Here is an 18,824-nt window from a genome sequence, read left to right as displayed (position 1 = left end):
TTTTCCCTCGTGGAACCCGGCTTCGCGGGCATGACGAGGGGAGGTCCCCCCGGCCCTCCCGCGAGGCCATGGACTCACCGCGCGCCGGTCGGCGCGCGGACGGTGGCAGGTATTCGGACTCGTGGGCGTCGTGCGCGTTCCTACTGGCCGTCGCTTCCCAGGTGATCGCTCACCCAGTGCTCGTGTGACGGCGGTCGTTCCCACTCACCGCTGCGGGGCAGTCCCGGAATCGCACCGGGTTCCCTGTTGCCTCGCCGCTCCGGTGAGGGAGCGGCGAACCAGCCGCACCGGCAGCATAACCCGCCCCCGGCGAAAGCTTCGGCCGGTGGCACCGGATCGGGGAGCCGATATTCAGCCGCAACCGTCGCCCTCAGTGGAGGTTTTTGACCATCGTCTGCTGGTGAACCCCCCTGCCCTCGTATCGGAGGCCGGGCACCAGCGGCGTCGGGCCGTGCGTGGCGAACCCGGCGCGCTCGAAGAACCGCACCGCCCGGGTGTTCTCGGCCAGCGTCTGAAGGTGGCAGCCGGGGGAGCCGGCCGCCTTCAGCCGGTCGAGCCACAGCGCCATCAGGGCGTCGGCGGCGCCGGTCCCGCGCGCCTCGGGGGCCACGTTGATGTGCAGGTGCGACGGCCACCGCGCGTCGGTGAAGTCGCCTGCGGTGGGCCTGCGCCGTACTTTCGACACCGTCAGGTCGGCCAGGCTGCGCGCGAAGAAGGTCGCGGGACCGCGCCGGAAGAAGAGCCGGTACTTCCTGATGGCGTTCTCGATGCGCTCACCCTCGCTGGGGAAGGCCGCGCTGTCGAGGCAGCCTGCCAGGTAGCCGACCAGAGCGCCGTCGACCGAGGCGACGAACAGCGAGCTCGGCTCGAGGTCCATGTAGGGGTGGAGATAGATGGCCGCCTCGGACTCCTCATGTCCCCACAGCGAGGCTGTGGGTGCGCCCTCGCCGGCGCGGCTGAACAGCGCGCGCAGCTGGGTGCGGTCGGTCTCGGCGAACATGCGGGCTTCCATGCGCCCTCCCTTCTGCGTGCAACATACACGATTCTGCGTATGTCGTACGTTTTCAAGTGTCCGCAGGGTATTCACCGTGTCGCCCAGTCCCTGCGACACCCCCGAGAGGGAATCCGTCGGCCCTGGTGGCGGGCAGGCTGCGGGCCGGGGCCCGCTGTCGCACGCCGGTCGTGTCCGGCGTTCCTCCGCTGGTGGCGCGGCTGCTGGAGATCACCGGCCTGGCCGGGCCCTTCACGCCGCCGGGCCACGTCAGCCGAGAGAGCGGATGTGTGCCTCGACGCCGTCCAGCGCGCGTTCCAGGCCGAAGGCGAAGTGATCGTCGGGAGCTCCCGGGTCGTCGCCGAAGGCGCCCTCGTCGAGCGCGGCGCGTAGCCCGGGCAGGCGGCCTCCGCCGCTCACCCGCCGCAGGAACGGTTCGTACTCGCTCCAGCGCCGCAGGCTGCCGGGCTCGGTGTCGAGCGTGATCGCCGCGGTGATGCTCACGTGGCTCCACACGTGCCCGCTGATCAGCAGCTGGGTGGCGAGCTTGGCGTTCGCGGGCAGGCCGGTGTCCTGGAGGATCTGCAGGAACTGGTCGAGCCAGGCGAGCTGGTTGGGGGTGGCGGGCGGCCCCTTGGGCATCAGCAGGTGGACCGTCCAGGGGTGGGCCAGGATCGCCGCGCGCATCGAGGTGGCCCACGACTCCAGGCCTCGCCGCCAGCCGAGGCCTTCGGGCAGCGGCGGCGGTGGGCCGACGGCGGCGTCCAGCATCAGCGTGAGCAGCTCGTCCTTGGTGGCGAGGTAGCGGTAGAGCGCCATGGTCGAGCTGCCCAGCTCGTTGCCCACGCGGCTCATCGAGACCGCGTCGAGGCCGTTCTCGTCGGCGACCTTCACGGCCGCGGAGACGATGCGCTCCAGGGTCAGTCCGCGCTTCGGTCCTTTGTGGGGACGTTCGCGCAGGCCCCAGGCCGCCTCGATGCTCGCAGGGAACGCCTCGCCGCTCTCGCTGTCCATTCCGGCAGTCTAGCGTGTATGGTCTACGCAATAACGCGTATGCCATACGCAGAAGAGAGGCGGTCATGACGCATGCCATCGAGGCGAGAGGCCTCATGAAGTCATACGGCGACGTCAGGGTGTTGCGGGGCGTCGACATCACCGTGCGCGGCGGGAGCGTCTTCGCCCTGCTCGGCCCCAACGGCGCGGGCAAGACGACCACGGTCAGGATCCTCGCCACCCTGCTGAAGGCCGACGCGGGCCGGGCGCGGGTAGCCGGCCACGACGTGGTCGCCGAGCGCTCGCGGGTACGCCGCGGCATCAGCCTGACCGGCCAGTACGCGGCCCTCGACGAGCAGCAGACCGGCGTCGAGAACCTCCGCATGATGGCCCGGCTGTCCGGCCTGAACCGGGCCGGAGCGCGCAGCCGCACGGCCGAACTGCTCCAGCGCTTCGAGCTGACCGAGGCGGCCGGCCGGCGCGTCTCGACGTACTCCGGTGGCATGCGGCGCCGCCTGGACCTGGCGGCCTCGCTGGTCGCCGAGCCGTCGGTGCTCTTCCTGGACGAGCCCACGACCGGCCTCGACCCGCGCAGCCGCATGGACCTCTGGACGATCGTCGCCGAGCTGGCCGGATCGGGCGTGACGGTCTTCCTCACCACGCAGTACCTGGAGGAAGCCGACCGGCTCGCCGATCGCATCGCCCTCATCGACGGCGGCCGGATCGTCGCCGAGGGCACCGCGGCCGAGCTCAAGCAGCAGACGGCGGGGGAGCGGCTCGACCTCACGCTGGCCGACGCCCAGGCCTACGAGCACGTCGCGGCCCGGCTCGGCCCGGGAATCGCCCGCCGCGACCCCTCCCGGCTGCTGCTCGGGGTGCCGACGACCGGGAAGGCGCACGACGTGCGCGCGCTGCTGGACGCCGTGGACCCCGAGAGCCGCCTGGTCGAGCGCTTCGCCGTGCACAGCGCCAGCCTCGACGACGTCTTCCTGGCCCTGACCGGTCACCCGAGCGCCAAGGAACCCAGCCATGCCTGACGCCCTGACGATGGCCGCCCGCTCCATCCGCCTGAGCGCGCGCAACATCGACGCGCTCATCACCGCGCTGGCCCTGCCGGTGATGCTGATGCTCTGCTTCGTCTACCTCTTCGGCGGAGCCATCGACCCCGGCGGCGGCTATATCCAGTACGTGGTGCCGGGCATCCTGGTCATCTGCGCGGGATTCGGTGCGGGAACCACCGCCATGAGCGTCTCGGGCGACATGAGCGGCGGCATCGTCGACCGCTTCCGCTCGATGGACGTCGGCGGCACCGCGATCCTCGCCGGCCATGTCGCCGCCTCCATGGTCCGCAACCTGGCCGCGTCCACCATCGTCTTCGCCGTGGCCCTGGCCATCGGCTTCCGCCCCGAGGCCGCGGCCGGCGGCTGGCTCGCCGCCGTCGCGATCCTGCTGGCCTACGTCCTGGCCGTCTCGTGGATCGGCGCGGCGGTCGGCCTGCTGGCCAAGACGCCCGAGGCGGCCAGCGGCTTCGCCTTCTTCGTGTCCTTCCTGCCCTACCCCTCCAGCGCGTTCGTGCCCGTCGAGAGCATGCCCGGCTGGCTGCACGGCTTCGCGCTGAACCAGCCGCTCACCCCGGTCATCGATGCGCTGCGCGGGCTCCTGCTCGACCAGCCCGCCGGCGCCGCCCCGTGGCAGGCGCTCGCCTGGTGCGCGGGGATCGTGGTGGCCGGGATGGTGGTCTCGGCCGCTCTGTTCCGCCGCCGCATCTCCTGACCGCTCAGGCGGACCGCTCGCGGCGATCGCGATACCGGGACGCGGGGGCCCCGCCGCCGGACCGGGTTCCGGATGAGCCAGGGGCCCGGCCGGAGGGGGAGGTCACGACGGGATGGGGACGCGGACCGGGTCGAGTCCTTCGGGGGCCTTGCCGGGGTAGGTGCCGTCCAGCATCGTGGCCACGGTGTAGAGGTGCCAGGCCTGGGTGGGTTTGCCGAGCACCGGTCCGGCGAACAGCTTGCGGACCTCGTCGGGGGCGACGATCGGGGCCAGCAGGTCGAGGCGGCCGAGGACGTGCTCGCGGAGCAGGGCCGTCAGCTCCTCGCCGGGGGCGGTCCGCCAGTTCCAGCCGGCGCCGGTCTTGGGCGCCGTCAGGAACTGCGGTCTGCGCTGCCAGGGGCGGTAGCGCCTGCCCACGGTGAACCGCCACGGCTTGCCCTCGATCGGGATGTTCCGGAGCGACGGTGCGAGCATGGTGATGAGCTCGTAGATGACCTCCTCCGACAGCCGCCAGGTCTGGTCGAGGCCCAGCGCCGCACCGACCACCCGGTTGTCGAGGAACGGCCAGATCGGATCGCCCCGGCGCAGGGCTCCCGCGCGGGCGCCGGCCTGCCAGCGGCCGACCTTGTAGGTGACGTACATGTGGTCGAGCGCCTCCAGCCCTGGCCGCTCCCGCCAGGGCCGGGCCAGCTCGCGGGCGTGCTCGTTGGCCGCCTCGCTGAACAGCGCCGGATCCCGCAGGAACGTGGTGTCCACCCGCCGGCTCAGCGCCTTGGCCCCCAGATCGGTCTGGAGCAGGAGGAACCCTCCGGACCGGAGGATCTCGCCACTCTGCCCGGACATGGTCGGCCGGGCGTTGTAGGGCAGGTAGCCGACGACCGACTCGTAGGCCGACGTCATGCCCTCGCAGGCCCGCAGCGTCTCGTAGGCCCGCGCGAGCGGGTGCTCGACCAGGATCGCGTCCTTCTTCTCGGCGCGCACCGGGGGGATGACCGTGTGCTCGATGCGGAGCGCGCGGGCGATCCGCCCGGCGACGACCACGTCGGGGTGGCCCTCCAGGCCGTTGGTGGTCGCGCGGAGCGGGATCCTGGCCGCGTGCAGCACCGCGGCGACCAGGCGGCTGTCCCGGCCGCCGGTCAGTGCCAGGTTCACCGGCTCGCCCGTCGCGCGCAGCGGCTCCACGGTCGCCAGCAGCGCGGCGGCCAGCTCCTCGACGAGCGCCTTCTTCTGCCTGCCGGAGGCCGGCGCGGGCGCTGCGGTGGGGAGCGGGGTCCGGGTGATCGTACGGCTGCCGCCCGCGACGGTGACGGCCGAGGCCGGCGGCAGCGCGGTCACCCCGCGGTAGGGCGTCTCGTCGGACAGGAAGTAGCCCTGCCGGATCAGCGACTGCAGCGCGAGCACGTCCCACTCGACCAGGTCTCCGCGGGCGGCGAGGTGGACCAGCAGCGCCCGGCTGCCGATCACGTGCACGTCGGGGGTCTCGGCGTAGTAGACCGGGCAGACCCGGTGGATCGCGGTGGCGGCCGACAGCTCGCGGCCGGTCGCGCGGAACACCGAGAAGCAGCCGCCGACCGCCTCGGTGCCCAGCACCGGCATGCCCGCCAGCCGGCCGACCTCGCCGGGCGCGGCCAGATGGCCGTTCACCCCGGTCACCCGGTCGTGCCCGTCGTGCAGCAGGGCCGGCTGTCGGGAGTCGTCCGGCTCGTTGGTCCAGGCGAACAGGGAGACGCCGGGGCGGTGCCACTCACGGGCCCTGATCACCTCCGGGGGGACCGGGAACGCGGCGGAGATCGCCTCTCTGACGGTGTGGAGCACCGTCTCCGGGAGTCCGGCCTCCGGGCGTTTGGCGGCCAGTCCGAGATACACACGCATGTCGAAGGATCTTATGTCGCGTTTTTTCAATACACCTGTGATTTTGTGGGAAAGCATGGCCGTCATGAACGAACTGCTCTCACGCGCCGTCATCCGTACCGCGGCCGTCGTCCGCGAGATCCGGGAGGACCAGCTCGGCCTGCCCACTCCCTGCGCGGACTTCGACGTGCGGGGCCTGCTCGGGCACCTGTCCAGGGCGGCGGAGATGTTCGACGCGCTGGCGCGCAAGGAGGAGGTGCCGCCGGAGGACGGCGACCACACCGCCTTCGAGAGCCGCGCCGCGGCGATGGTCGCCGCCTGGTCGCGGCCGGAGGCCTTCGAGGGGATGAGCCCCACGCTGGGGATGCCCATGACCACGGTGTTCCAGCTGGGCCTGGGCGACGTGGTGATCCACGGGTGGGACCTGGCCAGGGCCACCGGGCAGGACTACGGGGTGGACGCGGAGACCGGGGAGGCCGTGGCCGCCTTCATGGATCGGATGGCCCCGCAGGGCCGGCGGATGGGGGCCTTCCGCGAGGCGCACGCCGTACCGGAGGACGCCTCGCCGTTCGAGCGGGCCCTCGGGCTCAGCGGGCGTGACCCGGGCTGGAAACCCTGATCACGTGCTGAGCACGGTTTGCGCTCGCTTGGGTCAAGCCCCCGGCGCGCGCGGAGGGGACGTCGTCGTAGGGGGTGACACGCATCCTACGGAGGCGACATGAATCCGCGCACGCTCGCCATTGCCCTCGCCGTGATCGCCCTGCTTCTCACCGCCGCCTGCGGCGGATCGGGCAGCAGCAGACCCGCCAGTGAACCGAGGAACAACCCCGGGAACGCGGTACCGTCCCCGGCGCAGGACCAGGAATCCGGCGCAGCCCGGGAACGGGACGCCGCCGCCGACCAGATCTCCACCTTCGCCCTCGACGTGGACACCGCCTCCTACGGCTACGCCAAGAGGATCCTCCAGGAGGGGCGGCTGCCGGAGCCGGGCCAGATCCGGCCGGAGGAGTTCGTCAACTCCTTCCGGCAGGACTACAAGGAGCCGGGAGACGACGGTTTCACCGTGCACATGGACGGCGCCCGCATGCCGGAGAACGGCACCGCGCTGATCCGGGTCGGCCTGCAGACCCGGAAGGCGGAGCCGGAGGCGCGGCGCCCGGCGAACCTGACCTTCGTGGTGGACGTGTCCGGCTCGATGGGTGAGCCCGGCCGGCTGGACCTGGTCCGCGAGGCGCTCCACAAGCTCGTCGACCAGCTCGGGCCGGGGGACCAGGTCTCCATCGTGGCCTTCAGCACCCAGGCCCGGCTGGTCCTCTCCATGACCCCGGCCACCGGCAGGGACCAGCTGCACGCGGCCATCGACCGCCTCGGCGTGGAGGACTCGACGAACCTGGAGACGGGGCTGACGGCCGGCTACGCCGAAGCCGCCCGCGCCTTCCGCCCGGCGGCCACCAACCGGGTCATCCTGCTCTCCGACGGCCTGGCCAACACCGGCGACACGACCTGGCAGGGCATCCTCGACCGGGTGGCGGAGTCCGCCGGCAGGCAGATCACCCTGCTGTGCGTCGGCGTCGGCCGTGACTACGGCGACCAGCTCATGGAGCAGCTCGCCGACAACGGCGACGGCGCCGCGGTCTACGTCAGTTCGGCCGACGACGCCCGCAAGGTGTTCGTCGAGCAGCTCGCCACCAACCTCGACCTCCGGGCCCGCGACGCCAAGGCGCAGGTCGTGTTCAACCCCTCGGCCGTGGAGTCCTACCGCCTGATCGGCTACGAGAACCGGCAGATCGCGGCCGAGGACTTCCGCGACGACACCAAGGACGGCGGCGAGATCGGCCCGGGCCACTCGGTGACGGCCCTGTACGGGGTACGGCTGCGCAGCGGGGCCTCCGGCCAGCTGGCCACGGCCACCGTACGCTGGCAGGACCCCGACACCCGCGGCCCCGGCGAGACCAGCCGGTCCCTGGAGTCGGCCGACCTGTCGGCCTCGGTCTGGCGCGAGTCCTCGCCGAGGTTCCAGGTGGACGTGGTGGCGGCGGCCTTCGCCGAGTATCTCCGCACCCGTGAGGAGATCGCCGGAGTGGGGGCCAGGGAGCTCGCCGGACACGCCACGCGTCTGGCCGCCTCCACCGAGGACGCCGCGGTGACCGAGCTCGCGGGCCTGATCGACAGGGCCGTGTCCCTGAGCTAGGCGGATCGGTCACGGAGGTCGAGCGCGCGGGCGACACGGGACCTGGTGTCTCGCCCGCGGGGACCGGGCCCCGCCCGCCACGCCCGGTCCCCGCGGGCCTCGTCCGCCCGGCGCGGCCCGCGCGCACGGTTTCCGGGTGGTCCCCGATGTCCTATACACTGGCGTGGTGCCGCTGGGGCGAGAGCCCGGTGGCACGGACACCTGAGGGGCTATGGCGCAGCTGGTAGCGCGCCTCCATGGCATGGAGGAGGTCTGGGGTTCGAATCCCCATAGCTCCACAGAGGGCCGTTCTCGAAATGGCCTGTAGGAAGTGACGAGATCCCGTCCGATCACCTCGATCGGGCGGGATCTCGGCGTTTCCGGGGGCGTGGGGCCGCCGGGCCGGCCGGAGACATCCGATCAGCCGAGGTCCGCGTCGTGGACCAGGATCGCCGCCTGCACCCTGTTGGCCAGGCCCAGCTTGGCCAGCAGCCGGCTGACGTGCGCCTTCACCGTCGCCTCCGTCAGCTTGAGCTCCCGCCCGATCTCCGCGTTCGACAGGCCGCGGGCCAGGACCCTGATCACGTCCTCCTCCCTGGCGGTCAGCGACGCGAGCCGGCCGCGCGCGGACTCGGCGCGCGAGGGGGCCTTGTCGACGAACGAGGTGATCAACCGTTTGATGACGGCGGGAGAGAGTATGGCCTGGCCCGCCGCGACCGTGCGGACGGCGGCGGCCAGCTCCCGGGGCGGGGTGTCCTTGAGCAGGAATCCGACCGCGCCGAGCCGTAGCGCCTCGTGGACGTACTCGTCCAGGTCGAACGTGGTAAGCATGATCACCCCGGGGCCGTCGGATGCGGCCGATATGCGCGCCGCGGCCGTCAGGCCGTCGGTGCCGGGCATGCGCACGTCCATCAGCACGACCTGGGGTCTGAGCCTGACGGCGGCGGCGATCGCCTCGTCACCGTCGCGGGCCTCGCCGACGACCGCCATGTCGCCCGCCGCCTCCAGGATCATCCGCAGCCCGGACCTGACCAGCGCCTCGTCGTCGACGATCAGTACGCGGATCATGCGGCCGGGATCCGGGCCAGCACCTGGAAGCCGCCGTCGTCCCGTGGTCCGGCCTCCAGCCGGCCGCCGACCAGCTCGACGCGTTCGCGCAGGCCGACCAGTCCCCAGCCGGAGCCGGGCAGGTCGCCGGCCGCCTCGGTGCGGGGGCTGTTGCGCACGGTGACCTCCAGCTCGGCGGGCCGGTAGCGGACGGACACGTCGGTCTCGGCGTTGCCCGCGTGCTTGTGCACATTGGTCAGCGCCTCCTGGACCACCCGGTAGGCCGTACGTTCCATGATGGGACTGAGCGGGCGCGCCTCGCCCTCGTCGTGGCGGTTGACCGTGATGCCCAGGTCGCGCGACTGATCGAGCAGCCGGTCGAGGTCGGCCAGCGTGGGCTGCGGGCCGCGTGCGGGATCCGGAGACCGCAGCACGCCGAGGACCTCGCGCAGGTTGCTCAGGGCTTCCCTGCCCACGCCGCCGATCAGCGCCGCGGCCTCGGCCGTGCGCTCGTCGGGGGCGCCGACCTCCAGGGCGCCGGCGTGCAGGACCATCAGCGACACCCGGTGCGCGACCACGTCGTGCATCTCCCTGGCGATGCGCGCCCGTTCCTGACCGCGCGCCTGCTCGGCGCGTAGCACCTGCTCGCGCAGCAGCTGTCGCGCCTGCTCACGCAGCGCGTCGAGCACCTGCCGCCTGGCGCGGACCCACAGTCCCACGACCAGGGGCAGCACGAGCAGCGCGCCGCCCATGAGGACCACGTTGGCGAAAGTGCCCGCGACCAGCGCCCGATAGCCCTCACCGCGGTGGGAGACGAGGCCGCCGAGAGCGAGGACCGCGATCGCACCGCCGGCGTAGAGCCACAGATCACGGCGGCGCAGGCGCGTGCCCGCGTAGTAGGAGGCCACGACGGCGGCGGGCCACATCACCAGCCACGCGTAGGCGATGGCGCCCACCGCGGTCAGCGGCCACGGCGAACGCCTGGCGCGAGCCGCGGCCACCCCCGAGGCGGCGGCGGCGACCGCGAGCACGGGAGCGGGCAATGTGGACTCGACTCCCATCGAACCGGACACCGAGGCCAGGGAGAGGAGGAACACCGCCGCGCCGAGCGCCCACGGCGTGATCCGCTCGACGGAGCCCGAAACGCCGTACGTCATGGGCAGAGGCTATAGGGGCGATCGACGGGTCGACCCCCTACGAAAGTCGCGGATGCCGGGCGACTTTCGCCGAGGACGGTACGGCCACGCCCTCCGGCACGGTGGGGGCATGAGAAAGACAGTCGTCGCGAGCGTGCTCGCGCTCTCCGCGCTCACCGGCGCCGGTCCGGCGAACGCCACGGCGTCCGCGCCCACGCCCGCCCTGCCCCCGCCGGCCGGCGAGCACGCCGTCGGGCGGTCGGTCATGCACCTGATCGACTCCGGCCGCCCCGACCCGTGGGTCGCCGGCCGGAAGGAGCGCGAGCTGATGGTCTCGGTCTGGTACCCGGCACGCGAGGCCGAGGGCGAGCCGGCCCGGTACGTCACGCCTCAGGAGTCGGCATTGATCATCAAAAGCGTGCCGCAGCTGAAGGACGTGCCGCCGGACACGCTCGCCAGGACGAAGACGTACGCCCGCGCCGACGCGCCCGCGCTGAAGCGGAAGGGCGGATGGCCGCTGGTGGTTCTGTCGTCCGGCATGACGTTGCCCCGCGCGACGATGACCTCGCTGGCCGAGGAGTTCGCGAGCAGGGGCTACCTGGTGGCGGGCATCGAGCACACCTACGAGTCGGTGGCCACCACCTTCCCCGACGGCAGGACCGCCACCTTCGAGGCGGGCAGGGGCGGCCAGACCCCGGAACTGGGCGCGAAGGTCGCCCGGGTCAGGGCCGCTGACACGGCGTTCGTGCTGGATCGGCTCGACAGGAGCAAGCACTGGAACCGGCTGATCGACGAGACCAGGATCGCGATGGTGGGACACTCGGTGGGCGGTCAGAGCGCCGCGCACCTCCTGCCCGCGGACAAGCGGATCAAGGCCGCGGTCAATCTGGACGGCTCCTACAATCCGGCGACGCCGGCGGCGCCGGTCAGAAGGCTGTTCATGATGCTCGGCAACCCGAGGCAGGAGCCGAGCACCGGCGGGGAGAAGGGCTCCTGGGACCTGTTCTGGCCACACGTGACCGGTGACTGGAAGCGCTGGCTGACCGTGAGGGGAGCCGAGCACATGAGCTTCATCGACTACGCGGTGCTCCAGCCGCAGCTCGGGCTGCCCAAGTATCCGACCGACGGCGAGCGCTCCATAGAGATCACCCGCGCGTACGTCACCGCCTTCCTCGACCTGCACCTGAAGGGCAAGCGCCGTCCGCTGCTGGACGGGCCGTCGGCCGACTATCCCGAGGTGAGGTTCTGGTAGTCCGTGAACGCCTCGTGCCACCGGGAGAAGGGCGGCCATCCGGCCGTCCGCCCGCGGGTTCCGGGCAGGTACGGAAGATCCGCGGGTTCCGGGCGGGGGCGGACGAGGAGAGGCCTACCCGAGCTCGTAGTCGAGGTGGAAGGAGTGGGCGCCGTCGTCGTTGACGATCTGGCCTCCGCCCCGGATGCCGAGAAGCTCACCGGTTCCCGAGTCGGGCAGGATCGTCCAGCTCAGAGATGATTCCCCGGCATGGCTGGTGGCGGTGTGATGGAGCACGAAGGTGCCCTTGCGGCCGTGCGCGGTGCCGGCGAAGCGCTCGAAGCCGGCATAGGCCGCCGAGCCCTCGACCTGGGCCATCGCGGTGATGATGTCGGTGGTGCTGGTGCCCAGCAGGTCACCGTCGAAGGTCTTGGTGAGGTGGACGCGGGAGAGCGCGGCTCCCTCGGCCTCGTCGTAGGGCTGGGGCTCCCAGCTGTCGATGCTGAAGGTGCCGGTGGCGCGGGGCATGAAGTTTCTCCTTGAAATCCGAGATCTGGCGCCATCCTTCCCCCCATCCCTGCCACCTGCTGTCAGGTTTGGCGCCGGTATCCGTGGACGCTCGGCCCAGGACGTGACCGGCGGGCCGGCATCCGCCGTCCGGGCCAGGGTGCCCGGTCCGGGGCGTTCGGTCCGCGGCGTTTCCGGGGCGTTCGGCCGCCCCGGAAACGCCGCGAGCCGTACGGGAGAGGATCCCGTACGGCCCGTGTCCTCCGACCGTCCGGTCAGCGCGCGGTGACCTCGGCGAAGTGGCAGGCCACCGGGTGGCCGTTGCCGTGGTCGACGAGCGGGGGCTCCTCGACGGCGCAGATGTCCTGGGCCTTCCAGCAGCGGGTGCGGAAGCGGCAGCCGCTCGGCGGGTCCAGGGGGCTCGGCACGTCTCCGGTGAGGATGACGCGCTCCCTGGCCCGCTCCTCCTTCGGGTTGGCCGTGGGGGCGGCCGACAGCAGCGCCTGGGTGTAGGGGTGGGCCGGGCGGTCGTAGAGGTCGTCTCTGGGCCCGGTCTCGATGACCTTGCCCAGATACATCACCGCGACCCGGTCGGAGATGTGGCGGACCACCGACAGGTCGTGCGCGATGAAGATGTAGGCCAGCCCCAGCGACTCCTGAAGGTCCTCCAGCAGGTTCACCACGCCCGCCTGGACCGACACGTCCAGCGCGGACACCGGCTCGTCGAGCACCAGCAGCTTCGGCTCCAGGGCCAGTGCCCTGGCGATGCCGACCCGCTGGCGCTGGCCGCCGGAGAACTCGTGCGGGTAGCGGTTGCCGTGCTCGGGGCTCAGGCCGACCAGCCGCAGCAGCTCGGCCACCCGGTCCGGGCCGCCGTCCTTCCAGCGCTCGTGGACCTTCAGCGGCTCGGCGATGATGTCGTTGACCGGCATCTTCGGGTTGAGCGACGCGTAGGGGTCCTGGAAGACGATCTGCATGTCGCGCCGTACGGGCTGCAACTGCTTGGACGACAGCGTCGTCAGCTCCTTGCCCCGGAAGCGGACCGAGCCCGAGGTGGGCTTGTGCAGCTGCAGGATCGCCCGGCCGGTCGTCGACTTGCCGCAGCCGGACTCGCCCACCACGCCGAGGGTCTCGCCCTCGTCCACGTACATGGACACCCCGCTGACGGCCTGGACCTGGGCCACGACCCGGCGCAGGAATCCGCCGCCCCTGACCGGGAAGTTCATCACCAGGTCGTTGACCTCGAGCAGGTGGTCGCCGCCGGCCGGCTCCCGCTCCGGAGCAGGCGTCTCCTCGGTCTTCACGCTCATGCCTTGGTCTCGCTCTCGGTGCGGAAGAACACGGTCGGGTCCTCGACCGCCGCCAGCCGGTCCCAGTGGTGGCAGGCCGCGAAGTGGCCGCCGCTGTCGGTCTCGGTCAGCTCCGGCTCGGCCGTCCTGCACGTGTCGTCGGCGAGCGGGCAGCGGGGCGAGAAGGGACAGCCGGCCGGCATGTTGATCAGTGACGGGGGAGTGCCCTTGATCGGACGGAGCCGGTCACCGGAGTTCTCCAGGGACGGGATCGACCCCAGCAGGCCCGCCGTGTACGGCATGCGGGGCTCCTCGAACACCGGGTCGGTGTCGCCGACCTCGACCGGACGGCCGGCGTACATCACCAGCACCCGGTGGGCCATGCCCGCGATGACGCCCAGGTCGTGCGTGATGAGCACGATCGCGGCGTTGACCGCGTCCTTGACCTCCAGGAGCTTCTCCAGGATCTGCGCCTGGACGGTCACGTCGAGGGCCGTGGTCGGCTCGTCGGCGATGATGATGTCGGGGTTGTTGATGACCGCCATGGCGATCATCGCGCGCTGGCGCATGCCGCCGGAGAACTCGTGCGGGTAGCTGCGCAGCCGTGCCTCGGCCTGCGGGATGCCGACGAGGTCGAGCATCTCCTTGGCGCGGGCCAGCGCGCTCTTGCGCGGCATCAGCTCGTGCGCGAGCACCGCCTCGGCGAGCTGGTCGCCGACGCTGTGCACCGGGTTCAGCGCGGTCATCGGGTCCTGGAAGACCATCGCGATCTTGCGGCCGCGCAGGCTCCGCTGCTTGCGGGCCGACATCTTCAGCATGTCGTCGCCGCGGAAGAGGATCTGCCCCTTGACCCGGGCGCTCTTGGGCAGCAGGCCCATGACGGCCAGCGAGGAGACCGACTTGCCGGAGCCGGACTCGCCGACGATGCCCAGCACCTCGCGCTCGCGCAGGCTGTAGGAGACTCCCCGGACGGCGCGGACGACGCCGTCGTCGGTGGGGAACTCCACCGTCAGGTTGTCGACCTTGAGGATCTCCTCCTCCGACGGAGGCCGTACGGCGTCCAGGGTCAGGCCGACGTGCACCTCCCCGGCGGCGTCGAGCACGTTGGGGGCGATGTCGTAGGTGTGCACATCGCCCTTTCGGGGCTCGATCGGCACATTAGGAGTCGTCATTAGGCACGCACCCGGGTCTGTCGGGGATCGAAGGCGTCACGCAGGCCGTCGCCGATGAAGTTGATCGACAGCGCGATCATGATGATGAACATGCCCGGCCACCAGAACAGCCACGGGCGGACCACCATCGCGCTGCGGTAACGGCTGATGAGCTGGCCCAGTGAGGTGTCCGGTGGCTTGATGCCCAGGCCGAGGAAGGACAGCGCGGACTCCAGCAGCACCGCGCTGGCGATGCCCAGGGTGGCGCTGACGATGATCACGCCGATGGTGTTCGGCAGGATGTGGCGGAAGATGATCCGGCTCGGCCGGGTGCCGATCGCGCGGGCGGCCTCCACGAACTCCTTCTCCCGCAGGGAGAGGAACTCGCCGCGGACCAGGCGGCCGAGTGTCGGCCAGGTCACCAGGCCCAGGAAGACGCCGAGGACCAGGGCGCCGCTGTCGCCCATCATCCGGCCGACGACGGCGGCGATGACGAGGACCGGGATGGTGATCATCACGTCGGTGAGGCGCATCAGCACGGCTTCGAGCCGGCCGCGGAAGTAGCCGGCCAGCGCGCCGACGACGGCGCCGGTGAGGGTCGCGACGAGGCCGACGACGAACGCGATGATGATCGACTGCTGGGCGCCGCGCATGGTCAGCGCGAAGTAGTCGATGCCGATGTCGTCCTGGCCGAACGGGTGCTCGCCGAGGTGGATGCCGGTGCCGCCGAGGAACTCGGGGATCAGGCTGAGGGTCGGCCTGCCCTGGTTGGTCAGGGGGCCGGTGTCGAGGTAGGTCTTGTCCCACCAGCCGGGGATGCCGGCGAAGCCGATGGAGCTGAACGCCAGCACGATGACGAAGCCGAACATGATCATCCCGGCCAGTGCGGCGCGGTGCCGGAAGAAGCGGCGGCGGACCATCTGGCCCTGGGTCCGGGCGACGATCGCCATGCCCTGCGAATCGGATGGGGTGCCAGGTTCCGTTGCCTGCGCATTGAGCGTCATGGGTGGTTCTCCGATTTCAGGACAGCCGGATGCGCGGGTCGAGGTACGCGTAGAGGATGTCGGCGACCATGTTGAAGACGACGATCGCGGTCCCGGTGACGATGAAGAACGCCATGACCGGGGCCGGGTCCACCTCGCGCAGGCCCTTGATGAACAGGTTGCCCATGCCCTGCCAGCCGAAGACGTTCTCGGTGACCACCGCGCCGCCGATGACGCCGGCGAAGTCGAAGGCCATCAGCGTGGTGACCGGGATGAGCCCGTTGCGGAAGGCGTGCTTGACCACGACGGTCCGCTCCGGCAGGCCCTTGGCGCGGGCCGTGCGGACGTAGTCCTGGTTCATGACCTCCAGCATGCTCGCCCGGCTGTAGCGCGTGTAGGTCGCCAGCGAGACCAGGATGAGCGCCATGCTCGGCAGCAGCAGGTGACCGGCCGAGTCCAGGTTCAGCTGCCAGAAGTCGCCGACGAAGTTGGGGGTCCGCGCGCCGATCGTCGAGATCGGCCGGCCGCGCACCGCCTTGCTGTAGGAGTCGAACGCCTGGAGCAGGTGGTCCACGAAGATCACAGCGCCGGTGAACAGGCCGGTCAGCACGGAGGCGGTGATCGCCTGGCGGCGCTGGAACCCGCCGAGGCCGTAGCCCAGACCCACGCAGACCGCGACCGTCACCAGGGCGAGACCGATGATCTCCAGCCAGGTGGGGTCGGCCAGCACGGGAGCGAGCACCTGGGAGGCGACCGCCCCGATCAGGGCGGCGGCGAGGGCGGCGTACAGCGGCCCGCGCTGGCGCAGCCCGGCGGACAGGACGGTGAAGCCCACCGCGGCGGCGAGAGAGATGGCCAGGACGAGCGGGAGGCCGAACCCGGGGTCGGCGAACCAGCGGGTCACCGAGAGCAGGGTGAAGAGCGCGCCGCTGATCACGGCGCCGACGAGGAAGGCGAGGAGCCGCCGCTTGCGGTCGCCCACGGTGAGGGCGCCGAATATCAGGCCGCCGAGCAGCGTCAGGATGCCGATGACGGTCGGCGGGATGCCGGGGTCCTTCAGCCAGTTGTTGAACTCGATGGCCATGTACTGCTTGAGCATCACCGCGATCCAGAAGATCGGCAGGGAGAAGCAGACGAAGGCGGCGAAGGTCACGCTGTAGTCGAACCCGCTGTACTGACGGAGGGCGGAGACGATGCCGACGACGATGCCGACGACGATCGCCAGCACGGTGGCGGCGAGCACCAGTTGGAGCGTGGCGGACAGGGCGTGGCCGAGAAGGGGGGCGACATCCTGGCCGTCGCGGTTGACGCCGAGCTCACCCTGGACGATGCGGCCGAGCCAGCCCAGGTAGCGGACCGGGATGGGGACGTCGAGCTCCATCCGTTCGGTGCGGTCGGCGATCTTGTTGGCCTTGTTGGGGCTGTTGTCCTGGCGGAGGTCTTCCAACGGGTCGCCCGAGAGCGCCGTCAGCACGAAGATGATGAAAGTGGCCGCCAGGAGGACGAAGAACGAGATGACCAGCCTCCGCGCGATGAAGACGATCATTCCGTCACCTCCTGCTCATTCGAAGGACTATATGTGCGGGTCAGGGCCGGAACCGGAGGTTGGTGATTCTCCGGTCCCGGCCCTGGGTGGTTGGTGTTCCATCAACCGCACGCGACGGTCAGGGAACGGGCCCTAGAACGAGGGGGTTACGACAGGCTCCACTTGTCCATGTTCCAGGTGATGGTCGACTGCGCGGGGTTCGGGACGACGTTCTTGACCGTCTCGTCCCACGCGCTGAGGCCCGGGTGCTGGAACAGCGGGATGGTGGCCAGGTCGGCCCAGAGGTTCTTCTCGATCTCAGCGATGATCGGGTCCTGCGCGGCCAGGTCCACGGTCGAGTTCAGCTTCTTGATGAGCTCGTCGACCTTCTTGCTGGAGTAGCAGCCGTTGTTGTTGCCCTTGTTCTCGCCGTCGCACTTCTTCGGGGTGGTGAAGGTGGAGGCCCAGCCGCTGACCAGGGAGGAGCCCGCCCAGGCGTACAGCGCCACGTCATAGTTGTTGGCGGGCATCACGGTGCCGAAGAAGTCCTCGGAGCCCTTGTCGACGACCTTGAAGCCGGCCTTGTTGCAGGAGTCGATGATGAGCTGCACGGCAGCGGTACGGCGCGGGTTCGGGGTCTGGTAGCCGATCTTGACTTCCAGGCCGGTCTTGCCCGCCTTCTCCACGAGAGCCTTGGCGCCCTCGATGTCCTGCTGGGCGTAGACGCCGGCGCCGCCGCTGGCCGCGACGACCGCGGCGCTGTTGTTCTGGAACGGGGCCACGTTGCGGACTTCCAGAGGCTTGGACTCCGGCGCGACGGGCTTGATCAGGTTGTCGACGATGAGCTGCCGGGGCACGCACTTGGCGAAGGCCTCACGCAGCGCCTTGTCCTTGAACGGGCTGGAGTCGAAGTTGAAGTCCAGGTGCTCGTAGGTGTAGGCGTCGCCCAGGTTGACCTGGACGCCCTCCAGGGCCTTGAGCTGGTTGAGCACGTCGGGGCCGGGCTGCGGCTCGACGATCTGGACCTCGCGGTTCTGCAGGGCCTGGGCCTGCTCGTCGAGGGCGATGAAACGCTCCACGATGGTCGGGGTCGCGGCGGGGGTGCCCCACCACTTGTCGTTGGCGACGAAGGTCAGCGACTGGCCGGCGTCCATCTTGGAGAGCTTGTACGGGCCGGAGGCGGGGATGAGGTCGGCCGCGGGCAGCGTGCCCTCGGAGATCCAGCCGTCGTTGAAGAACTTGATGGCCTTCTCGAGCTTCTTCGCGTCGGTGGCCTTGACCGCGGCGATGAACTCGTCCTCGGACAGGCCCCCCTGCTTCTCGACCACGTGGGCCGGCATGATCTCGGCCGCGCCGGGGCCGTTGGCCACCCAGTCGGCGAAGGGCTTGTCGTAGACGAGGGTGAACTTCTTGCCGCCCTTGTCGCAGTCGAGCACCTTGGTGTCCTGGACGCCGTCGGTGCCGGAGGCGGAGAAGCCCTTGATCTTGCCGGACTTGTAGGCCCACCAGAGCAGGGCGTCGTCACAGTCGATCGGCGTGCCGTCCGACCAGACGGCCTTGTCGCTGATCGTGTATTCGACGGTCAGCGGGTCGTCGGAGGTCTTCTCGTAGGTGCCGAAGTCCTTGTCGGGCGTGATGGCGCCCTTGTCGCCGTAGAACCAGAAGCCCGTCAGCACGCGCTGGAGGGGGCCGTTGTTACGGGTGGCGTTCTCCGCAGCGGTGTTGCCGTTGTAGGAGTGGAACTCCTGCTCGTAGGCGTACGTGATGCTCTGTGCAGCCGGAGCCGAGGCTGACGCCGAGCCCGACGCGGCCGGCTTGTCCGCCCCCGTGTCGTTACCCGCACAGGCGGTCAGCAGGAGCGCACCTCCTGCCACAGCAGCTAGAAACTTGCCAGATGTCCGCGATTGGAACACGCCAGCACTCCTTTAATTGTCCGGTCTGAGGTCAGCCGCCAGCATTGTCGAACAAAGCTGAGCACCGGGACTCTCCCTCGGACAAGTAGGACGACTTGGGTGTTGCAGACCTGAGACCGGCACCGTCCCAAGCTGTAACAAAGTCGGGCGTGAAGCGCCAAACTCCCCAATTGGTGAGGATCAGGAAAAACGTAACGTTTGACCGAATAGTCCCAGTATGTGAGATGACGGAGGGTGACGACGGGGGAATCGTCGGAGGGCTCC

General features: G+C 70.6%; 16 protein-coding genes, 1 tRNA gene and 1 riboswitch. Of the genes, 6 read left to right on the top strand and 11 right to left on the bottom strand.

What is annotated here, in order from left to right:
- Window positions 1-87: 87 nt before the first annotated feature.
- Window positions 88-299, bottom strand: a riboswitch (cobalamin riboswitch).
- A gap of 71 nt (window positions 300-370) precedes the next feature.
- On the bottom strand, window positions 371-1,012 hold the full coding sequence (locus SROS_RS34775; protein WP_012893638.1) for a GNAT family N-acetyltransferase: 642 nt from the start codon (window positions 1,010-1,012) through the stop codon (window positions 371-373).
- A 249-nt stretch (window positions 1,013-1,261) separates the two neighbouring features.
- The gene (locus SROS_RS34770; RefSeq protein WP_012893637.1) at window positions 1,262-2,005 is read right to left on the bottom strand and encodes a TetR/AcrR family transcriptional regulator; all 744 of its coding nucleotides are present in this window, start codon (window positions 2,003-2,005) and stop codon (window positions 1,262-1,264) included.
- A 65-nt stretch (window positions 2,006-2,070) separates the two neighbouring features.
- Between SROS_RS34770 and SROS_RS34765 the strand changes: the two genes are divergently transcribed.
- Together SROS_RS34765 and SROS_RS34760 are read left to right on the top strand one after the other, a co-directional pair.
- Window positions 2,071-3,021: a daunorubicin resistance protein DrrA family ABC transporter ATP-binding protein gene (locus SROS_RS34765; RefSeq protein ID WP_012893636.1), complete on the top strand. Its 951-nt coding sequence runs from the start codon at window positions 2,071-2,073 to the stop codon at window positions 3,019-3,021.
- The gene (locus SROS_RS34760) at window positions 3,014-3,757 is read left to right on the top strand and encodes an ABC transporter permease (protein ID WP_012893635.1); all 744 of its coding nucleotides are present in this window, start codon (window positions 3,014-3,016) and stop codon (window positions 3,755-3,757) included. Before SROS_RS34765 ends, SROS_RS34760 begins: the two co-directional genes overlap by 8 nt.
- A gap of 102 nt (window positions 3,758-3,859) precedes the next feature.
- Here SROS_RS34760 and SROS_RS34755 read toward each other — a convergent pair whose 3' ends face one another.
- Window positions 3,860-5,629, bottom strand: coding sequence for an asparagine synthase-related protein (locus SROS_RS34755; protein ID WP_012893634.1), 1,770 nt, complete (start codon window positions 5,627-5,629; stop codon window positions 3,860-3,862).
- Between the two features lie 64 nt (window positions 5,630-5,693).
- Here SROS_RS34755 and SROS_RS34750 point away from each other — a divergent pair, with 64 nt between their 5' ends.
- The 3 genes from SROS_RS34750 (at window position 5,694) to SROS_RS34740 (ending at window position 8,077) form a co-directional block, all read left to right on the top strand.
- The gene (locus tag SROS_RS34750; protein ID WP_043657440.1) at window positions 5,694-6,227 is read left to right on the top strand and encodes a TIGR03086 family metal-binding protein; all 534 of its coding nucleotides are present in this window, start codon (window positions 5,694-5,696) and stop codon (window positions 6,225-6,227) included.
- A 99-nt stretch (window positions 6,228-6,326) separates the two neighbouring features.
- Window positions 6,327-7,799 (top strand): vWA domain-containing protein, encoded by a 1,473-nt coding sequence (locus tag SROS_RS34745; RefSeq protein WP_012893632.1) that lies wholly within the window; start codon window positions 6,327-6,329, stop codon window positions 7,797-7,799.
- 205 nt (window positions 7,800-8,004) lie between these two features.
- Window positions 8,005-8,077 (top strand) — tRNA-Ala (locus SROS_RS34740).
- Window positions 8,078-8,198: 121 nt separating this feature from the next.
- Here SROS_RS34740 and SROS_RS34735 read toward each other — a convergent pair.
- Window positions 8,199-8,846, bottom strand: a complete 648-nt coding sequence (locus SROS_RS34735; RefSeq protein WP_012893631.1) for a response regulator — start codon at window positions 8,844-8,846, stop codon at window positions 8,199-8,201.
- Complete coding sequence (locus SROS_RS34730) at window positions 8,843-9,982, bottom strand: sensor histidine kinase (protein WP_012893630.1); 1,140 nt, start codon at window positions 9,980-9,982, stop codon at window positions 8,843-8,845. The genes SROS_RS34735 and SROS_RS34730 overlap by 4 nt, the downstream gene beginning before the upstream one ends.
- A 109-nt stretch (window positions 9,983-10,091) precedes the next feature.
- On the opposite strand from SROS_RS34730, the gene SROS_RS34725 reads away from it, so the two are divergent.
- Complete coding sequence (locus SROS_RS34725) at window positions 10,092-11,213, top strand: alpha/beta hydrolase family protein (protein WP_012893629.1); 1,122 nt, start codon at window positions 10,092-10,094, stop codon at window positions 11,211-11,213.
- A 114-nt stretch (window positions 11,214-11,327) separates the two neighbouring features.
- On the opposite strand, the gene SROS_RS34720 is transcribed toward SROS_RS34725, so the two are convergent.
- From SROS_RS34720 to SROS_RS34695, 6 genes are all read right to left on the bottom strand, one after another.
- Window positions 11,328-11,720, bottom strand: coding sequence for a DUF3224 domain-containing protein (locus SROS_RS34720; protein ID WP_012893628.1), 393 nt, complete (start codon window positions 11,718-11,720; stop codon window positions 11,328-11,330).
- Between the two features lie 254 nt (window positions 11,721-11,974).
- A complete protein-coding gene (locus SROS_RS54265; protein ID WP_012893627.1) occupies window positions 11,975-13,009 on the bottom strand; it encodes an ABC transporter ATP-binding protein in 1,035 nt (344 codons plus the stop codon).
- Window positions 13,006-14,160 carry an ABC transporter ATP-binding protein gene (locus tag SROS_RS54260; RefSeq protein ID WP_012893626.1) on the bottom strand — a complete coding sequence of 385 codons (1,155 nt, stop codon included), beginning with the start codon at window positions 14,158-14,160 and terminating at the stop codon, window positions 13,006-13,008. The genes SROS_RS54265 and SROS_RS54260 overlap by 4 nt, the downstream gene beginning before the upstream one ends.
- Window positions 14,160-15,089, bottom strand: coding sequence for an ABC transporter permease (locus SROS_RS34705; RefSeq protein ID WP_245564380.1), 930 nt, complete (start codon window positions 15,087-15,089; stop codon window positions 14,160-14,162). The genes SROS_RS54260 and SROS_RS34705 overlap by 1 nt, the downstream gene beginning before the upstream one ends.
- Window positions 15,090-15,159: 70 nt before the next feature.
- Window positions 15,160-16,668: an ABC transporter permease gene (locus SROS_RS34700; RefSeq protein WP_012893624.1), complete on the bottom strand. Its 1,509-nt coding sequence runs from the start codon at window positions 16,666-16,668 to the stop codon at window positions 15,160-15,162.
- A gap of 146 nt (window positions 16,669-16,814) precedes the next feature.
- Window positions 16,815-18,521: an ABC transporter family substrate-binding protein gene (locus tag SROS_RS34695; RefSeq protein WP_245564379.1), complete on the bottom strand. Its 1,707-nt coding sequence runs from the start codon at window positions 18,519-18,521 to the stop codon at window positions 16,815-16,817.
- Window positions 18,522-18,824 lie beyond the last annotated feature (303 nt).

Origin of the sequence: Streptosporangium roseum DSM 43021, assembly GCF_000024865.1 — a bacterium.
In the GTDB taxonomy this organism is placed as follows: domain Bacteria; phylum Actinomycetota; class Actinomycetes; order Streptosporangiales; family Streptosporangiaceae; genus Streptosporangium; species Streptosporangium roseum.
This window is presented reverse-complemented; position numbering and strand designations above follow the sequence as displayed.

What these genes read in the sequence shown, in the direction of transcription:
- SROS_RS34775 (WP_012893638.1), bottom strand. Translation starts at nt 1,012, where the DNA reads ATGGAAGCCCGCATGTTCGCCGAGACCGACCGCACCCAGCTGCGCGCG.
- SROS_RS34770 (WP_012893637.1), bottom strand. Translation starts at nt 2,005, where the DNA reads ATGGACAGCGAGAGCGGCGAGGCGTTCCCTGCGAGCATCGAGGCGGCC.
- SROS_RS34765 (WP_012893636.1), top strand. Translation starts at nt 2,071, where the DNA reads ATGACGCATGCCATCGAGGCGAGAGGCCTCATGAAGTCATACGGCGAC.
- SROS_RS34760 (WP_012893635.1), top strand. Translation starts at nt 3,014, where the DNA reads ATGCCTGACGCCCTGACGATGGCCGCCCGCTCCATCCGCCTGAGCGCG.
- SROS_RS34755 (WP_012893634.1), bottom strand. Translation starts at nt 5,629, where the DNA reads ATGCGTGTGTATCTCGGACTGGCCGCCAAACGCCCGGAGGCCGGACTC.
- SROS_RS34750 (WP_043657440.1), top strand. Translation starts at nt 5,694, where the DNA reads ATGAACGAACTGCTCTCACGCGCCGTCATCCGTACCGCGGCCGTCGTC.
- SROS_RS34745 (WP_012893632.1), top strand. Translation starts at nt 6,327, where the DNA reads ATGAATCCGCGCACGCTCGCCATTGCCCTCGCCGTGATCGCCCTGCTT.
- SROS_RS34735 (WP_012893631.1), bottom strand. Translation starts at nt 8,846, where the DNA reads ATGATCCGCGTACTGATCGTCGACGACGAGGCGCTGGTCAGGTCCGGG.
- SROS_RS34730 (WP_012893630.1), bottom strand. Translation starts at nt 9,982, where the DNA reads ATGACGTACGGCGTTTCGGGCTCCGTCGAGCGGATCACGCCGTGGGCG.
- SROS_RS34725 (WP_012893629.1), top strand. Translation starts at nt 10,092, where the DNA reads ATGAGAAAGACAGTCGTCGCGAGCGTGCTCGCGCTCTCCGCGCTCACC.
- SROS_RS34720 (WP_012893628.1), bottom strand. Translation starts at nt 11,720, where the DNA reads ATGCCCCGCGCCACCGGCACCTTCAGCATCGACAGCTGGGAGCCCCAG.
- SROS_RS54265 (WP_012893627.1), bottom strand. Translation starts at nt 13,009, where the DNA reads ATGAGCGTGAAGACCGAGGAGACGCCTGCTCCGGAGCGGGAGCCGGCC.
- SROS_RS54260 (WP_012893626.1), bottom strand. Translation starts at nt 14,160, where the DNA reads ATGACGACTCCTAATGTGCCGATCGAGCCCCGAAAGGGCGATGTGCAC.
- SROS_RS34705 (WP_245564380.1), bottom strand. Translation starts at nt 15,089, where the DNA reads ATGGCGATCGTCGCCCGGACCCAGGGCCAGATGGTCCGCCGCCGCTTC.
- SROS_RS34700 (WP_012893624.1), bottom strand. Translation starts at nt 16,668, where the DNA reads ATGATCGTCTTCATCGCGCGGAGGCTGGTCATCTCGTTCTTCGTCCTC.